6 protein-coding genes and 1 rRNA gene are annotated in these 5,421 nt (G+C 41.8%); 4 read left to right on the top strand and 3 right to left on the bottom strand.

Translation table 11 applies throughout. The features are described from left to right. The 3 genes from BMZ95_RS10480 to BMZ95_RS10490 form a co-directional block, all read right to left on the bottom strand. Positions 1 to 190, bottom strand: a 16S ribosomal RNA gene (locus tag BMZ95_RS10480); the annotation flags it as partial. 554 nt (positions 191 to 744) lie between these two features. Further along, on the bottom strand, positions 745 to 1,134 hold the full coding sequence (locus tag BMZ95_RS10485) for a CvfD/Ygs/GSP13 family RNA-binding post-transcriptional regulator (RefSeq protein WP_041820054.1): 390 nt from the start codon (positions 1,132 to 1,134) through the stop codon (positions 745 to 747). Between the two features lie 5 nt (positions 1,135 to 1,139). Next, complete coding sequence (locus BMZ95_RS10490; protein ID WP_014073854.1) at positions 1,140 to 1,724, bottom strand: peptidylprolyl isomerase; 585 nt, start codon at positions 1,722 to 1,724, stop codon at positions 1,140 to 1,142. Between the two features lie 199 nt (positions 1,725 to 1,923). Between BMZ95_RS10490 and BMZ95_RS10495 the strand changes: the two genes are divergently transcribed. From BMZ95_RS10495 to BMZ95_RS10510, 4 genes are all read left to right on the top strand, one after another. Then, positions 1,924 to 2,931, top strand: coding sequence for an NAD(P)/FAD-dependent oxidoreductase (locus tag BMZ95_RS10495; protein WP_014073855.1), 1,008 nt, complete (start codon positions 1,924 to 1,926; stop codon positions 2,929 to 2,931). A gap of 151 nt (positions 2,932 to 3,082) precedes the next feature. Then, positions 3,083 to 3,739 (top strand): VTT domain-containing protein, encoded by a 657-nt coding sequence (locus BMZ95_RS10500; protein WP_014073856.1) that lies wholly within the window; start codon positions 3,083 to 3,085, stop codon positions 3,737 to 3,739. 49 nt (positions 3,740 to 3,788) lie between these two features. Then, positions 3,789 to 5,057, top strand: coding sequence for an MFS transporter (locus BMZ95_RS10505; RefSeq protein ID WP_014073857.1), 1,269 nt, complete (start codon positions 3,789 to 3,791; stop codon positions 5,055 to 5,057). Between the two features lie 80 nt (positions 5,058 to 5,137). Continuing rightward, on the top strand, positions 5,138 to 5,421 hold a 284-nt coding region (locus tag BMZ95_RS10510), incomplete at its 3' end, for a helix-turn-helix domain-containing protein (protein WP_143455021.1).

A 5,421-nucleotide genomic window follows, 5' to 3' on the forward strand; every position in this document is an offset into this window, starting at 1 on the left:
GCGGTATTAGCACCTGTTTCCAAGTGTTATCCCCCTCTTTTGGGCAGGTTGCCTACGTGTTACTCACCCGTTCGCCACTAAGCTTCTTTCGGTGAATGCAAGCATTCGGTGAAAGAAAGCTTCGTTCGACTTGCATGTATTAGGCACGCCGCCAGCGTTCGTCCTGAGCCAGGATCAAACTCTCAATTTATAGTTTGTGACTCAAAATTTACTAGCGAATTGACTTCGCAAATATTGTCGCTCTTGTTTGAAACAAGAAGCCCTGCACATTTGCTTATCGAAACTTTGTTCAGTTTTCAAAGATCTGTTTCACATGTCGCTCGTTGCGACTTCTTAAGTATATCATCAACAAATTATCTTGTCAATAACTTTTTAGAAGTTATTTTCGATTCGATTTAACAAAATCAATTTGCCGACCAAATTATTATCGCACCTTTCAAAAGAAATGTCAATAATAATTTTACTTAATTTTGCGTTGCTCAATTACAACAACTTTGACATCTTACCACGTTCAAACATATGCGTCAACATCTTTTTGAACCAAATATTTTAAAAGTTGATTGCTCAATCGGCGACCTTTTTAGTATACCACGTTAAGAAAAAATAACAAGGCATTTCTTCAAAATAATTTATCTACTTGAATATTTATTTGGAATTCTCCCTAATTCCTAAAATAGTTCGCATTTTTAGCACTGCATTACAAAAAAAGAAGCCAAGAATATCATTCTTTAGCTTCCTTCCAAGTTATTTTCCCTCAGCGATATCCTCTAAGGCACTTTTGACCCATCCGTCAATTCTGCTTGCAATCGGCGCAAAACCTTCATGAACGTGACGATTCGTCCAATATTTTTTATGCGACGAATGTGTTGTCGGGACTTCAAAATCAAAAGGCTTCTCTAAGCATCGCATTGACAGCGAAATCTTCTGGGTGTACTCGTCAATATCAATGATCATGACTTTAACACGCTGACCGACCTTGAGATAGCTACGGATATCATCGATAAAGCCATGCCTGCACTCTGAAATGTGAATCAGGCCTTGCGTCTTATCATCCAATGCGACGAATGCACCGTATGGCTGAATGCCCGTGACTTTGCCATCAAGGACCATCCCAATACGATAATTCACACGCATTTCCTCTATTCTTCACTCTCGACGCTGACAATTACGACATCATCTTTCGGCTTGTCTCCAAACGTCGTTTCAACTGCTGCGATCTTGTCAACGACATCCATCCCTGAAATAACCTGTCCAAAAACAGTGTGTCGATGATCAAGCCAAGGAGTACCACCTTCTTTGTAAGCTTCGATGATTTCTTCGGGGTAGCCGGCTTCTTTCATTTGATCGAACATTTCGTCCGGAATGTTTTTAGCCTGGACGATAAAGAATTGACTTCCGTTAGTATTCGGACCGGCATTTGCCATTGAAAGGGCACCGCGAATATTGAATAATTCATTTGAAAACTCGTCTTCAAAACTCTTGCCATAAATGCTTTCGCCGCCCATGCCCGTACCGGTCGGATCTCCGCCTTGAATCATGAATCCGTTGATAACACGGTGAAATATTACGTTGTCATACTTTCCTTCCTTTGACAAACCGATGAAATTATCGACCGTCTTCGGAGCTTGTTCCTTGAACAAGGCCAGCTTGATATCGCCCATATTGGTCTTGATCGTTGCCTTGATTGTGGCGTTTTCTGCATCTAATTGCGGAAATGAACTCATCTTGAACCTCCTGTTTCTACTTTATAATATATACTCATTATTAAGTATAATGTCTGCTGTAATTATTATCAATAGACGTGGTGAACTTTCGCACCGATTAAAGCAGTGTTTAAAAAAAACTTTAATTGATAATCAATTTATTTTCGCGTTAAATTATGCTACCCTAAAGCTAAGACTCAATTAATGAAAGGAAATACAAATGACTGAACAAGAGTATTATGATTTAACGATTATCGGGGGCGGTCCCGTCGGAATGTTTGCGGCAACCTACGCACGCATGCGCCTTGCCAAAACGCAGATTATCGAAAGTTTGGACTCACTCGGAGGACAGGTCAGCGCGCTTTTCCCATCAAAAAAAATCTATGACATCCCTGGATTCGAAGGAATCACCGGGGCAGAACTGATTGCGCGCTTGGAAAAGCAAACGATGGCTTTTTCTCCTGACGTTTTCTTGGGCGAAACTGTCAAAAATTTTGAAAAAAACGAGCTCGGCTTCAAAATCGAAACAACGAAACGCATCACTTACTCAAAGGCTATTATCATTGCGGCCGGAGTCGGTGCTTTCGAACCGCGCCGACTTGCAGCCAAGAATTCTTCTGATTTTGAAAACAAAAACGTTCATTATTTCGTTAAAGATCCGCAGAATTTTGTAAAAAAAGACGTTGCCATCGCAGGCGGCGGCGACTCTGCCGTTGACTGGGCCTTGGAACTCGAACACATTGCAAAGAGCGTGCATATCATTCACCGCCGCGATCAGTTCCGCGCAATGGAAGGAAACGTCGAGAAGCTTCGCCAAAGCTCGGTTTCAATTCATACTCCGTACACGGTTGACTCTCTTGACGAACTTGAAGACGGCAAGCTTGGTCTGACGCTCAAGAAAGCCAAATCAGACGAAGAAGAACAATTGGCAGTCGATGATCTGATCGTTAACTATGGTTTTGTTTCGGATACAAAAATTCTGGCGTCCTGGGGACTTGAAATGAATCGAAAAACTCTCGTTGTCGATCAAAATCAGCAGACTTCGATTCCTGGGGTGTATGCCATCGGTGACATCGCGTCTCGTCCCGGAAAAATCAACCTGATTGCTACCGGCTTTGGCGAAGCTCCAAACGCCGTCAACAACGCTTTGGTTCAGATTTATCCGGAAAAAAAGCAGCCGACGCACAGCACTCAACTGATTAAGAACTTTGAATCCCTTAATAATTAAAGTAAATTTATCGTAAACTTTTCACCAATATTCCCGATATTGCTTGCTTTAACGCCAAATTGTTTGTAAACTAATGTAAGCGTTCGGTAAATGCGGTATACTCTGCATTTATCAGCGTATATAATTCGTATATAGCACAAAGGAGAAAAAAGTGGCTTATTTAATAGATTTTGTTTTGCATATCGATTCGCATCTTGTAACCATCGTCAACACGTTTGGCAATTGGACGTACTTGATTTTGTTTGCCATCATCTTCATTGAAACTGGAGCCGTGATCATGCCTTTTCTTCCTGGCGACTCATTGCTTTTCGCCGCATGCGCAATGGCAGCAAACCCCAATTACAACCTTAATATCTGGTTTTTTGTAATTTTGTTTTTGCTTGCACCGTTTCTCGGTGATTCGCTCAATTTCTTCATCGGACACAAGGTCGGCAAATCATTGACAAAGAACTCGTTTTTCGGTCGTTTCATTAAAGAGGATCATTTGAAAAAAACGGAAGCATTCTTTGAAAAGCACGGCGGAATGGCCATCTCGATGGCACGCTTCATGCCAATCATTCGCACGATGTCACCGTTTGTTTTCGGTGGTTCCGGTGGAAAGTACAAGACTTTTCTGCCGTACTGCCTTGCCGGCGTAGCTGCTTGGGTTACGCTTTGCTGCGGGTCGGGATACTTCTTCGGGAATTTTCCTGTCGTCAAACAACACTTCTCGCTGATTATCATCGGAATTATCGTTGTTTCCTTGATTCCTGCCTTGATTGGCGCATTGAAGACAAAATTTGGCAAACATGATGATGCTGAAAACTAATCTTTAAATGACTGCATAATCTCCTAATCAAACATACGAGGTTATGAACATGAAATTTAAGTTGACGCCGCTCGAAAAAAAGTGGATTTTATATGATGTCGGAAACTCTGCATTTGCCATGCTGACCGCAACGATTCTGCCGATCTACTTCAATTATCTTGCCAAAAAAGCGGGACTTTCTTCAGTCGACTACTTGGCGTACTGGGGATATGCCGTTTCAATCTGCACGCTGCTCGTTGCAATTATGGGACCGATTTTGGGGGCCATTGCAGATGTCAAGGATCTGAAGAAAAAACTTTTTGAACTTTTTCTTTTGCTCGGAGTATTCGGTTGTGCGATGCTCGGTTTCGTTCCGTCATGGTTTTTCTTTTTGATTGTCTTTATTTTGACAAATACAGGGTATTCAGCCAGTCTGATTTTTTATGATGCCATGCTGACCGACGTGACTGAGCCCAAACGTATGGATACCGTTTCTTCTCAAGGATTTGCCTGGGGATACATCGGAAGCTGCGTCCCTTTTACGATTGGGCTCGCATTCGTTTTATTTTCTTCAAAATTAGGCATTTCGCTTCAGAAAGCCATGACGATTGCATTTGTCATCACTGCTTTTTGGTGGCTTTTAACGACGCTTCCGTTATTAAAAGCATATCAGCAGCGCTATTATGTCGAAAAAACGGAAAAAATGGTTTCCAGCAGCCTGAGGCGCTTGACAACAACGATTAAGAACGTTTGTAGCAATAAAAAAGTTTTTACGTTCCTTTTGGCATATTTTTTCTACATCGACGGAGTCTTTACGGTTATCGATATGGCAACCGCATATGGCCAGGCGATTGGTCTTGACAGCAGCAGTCTTTTGCTTGCGCTGCTCGTCACCCAGATTGTTGCATTCCCATCAGTGCTGCTTTTAAATGAATTGGCTAAAAAAATTTCTTCGACGACGATCATTACGATTTGTATCATCGCTTATCTTGGAATTTCTTTTTACGCCTATATAATGAAAACGCAGCTTGATTTTTGGATTTTGGCAATCGCCGTCGGAATGTTTCAGGGTACCATCCAGGCCCTTTCGCGTTCTTACTTTGGCAAAATCATCCCGGCTGAAAAATCAGGCGAGTATTTCGGCCTTTACGATATTTTTGGCAAAGGCGCCTCAATTCTCGGCACGATTATCGTTTCGCTCGTCAGCCAGTTGACCGGAAATCTCAACCTAAGCGTCAGCGCCCTTTCGAGCCTGTTTTTAATCGGCTTATTTCTGTTCAGAAAAGCAGTCAGACTCAATCAAAAAAATTCCGAGTGCGGTCAAACAACAAACGTCTGAGATGCAAAAAAGTCCTTGCCAAAACTGAAGTGCCCTATAATTGTTAGACAAAGTAGTCTAATGATTGTGGGGTATTTTTTATGGCAAAGTACAGTCCGGAACTGAAAGCGGAAATTATTAGTAAATATAATCAGGGAATGGCAACGAGTATCCAATTAGCTCGAGAATACAACCTCAATTCAAGGGTTGTTCGAAGCTGGATTCAAACATATCGACTTCAAGGTAAAATTCGTCATAGTAGAAATAAGAGAATATTTGACACTGATTTTAAACTGGCTGTGATAGACTATTATCAAACACATGAGGTAACCATAGCTGAAGTTGCTGCCAGGTTTGATCTGCTTCCAGGTCAAGTATCCCATTG

The organism is Ligilactobacillus ruminis DSM 20403 = NBRC 102161, assembly GCF_900113455.1.
Classification (GTDB): Bacteria; Bacillota; Bacilli; order Lactobacillales; family Lactobacillaceae; genus Ligilactobacillus; species Ligilactobacillus ruminis.

What these genes read in the sequence shown, in the direction of transcription:
- BMZ95_RS10485 (WP_041820054.1), bottom strand. Translation starts at nt 1,134, where the DNA reads ATGCGTGTGAATTATCGTATTGGGATGGTCCTTGATGGCAAAGTCACG.
- BMZ95_RS10490 (WP_014073854.1), bottom strand. Translation starts at nt 1,724, where the DNA reads ATGAGTTCATTTCCGCAATTAGATGCAGAAAACGCCACAATCAAGGCA.
- BMZ95_RS10505 (WP_014073857.1), top strand. Translation starts at nt 3,789, where the DNA reads ATGAAATTTAAGTTGACGCCGCTCGAAAAAAAGTGGATTTTATATGAT.
- BMZ95_RS10495 (WP_014073855.1), top strand. Translation starts at nt 1,924, where the DNA reads ATGACTGAACAAGAGTATTATGATTTAACGATTATCGGGGGCGGTCCC.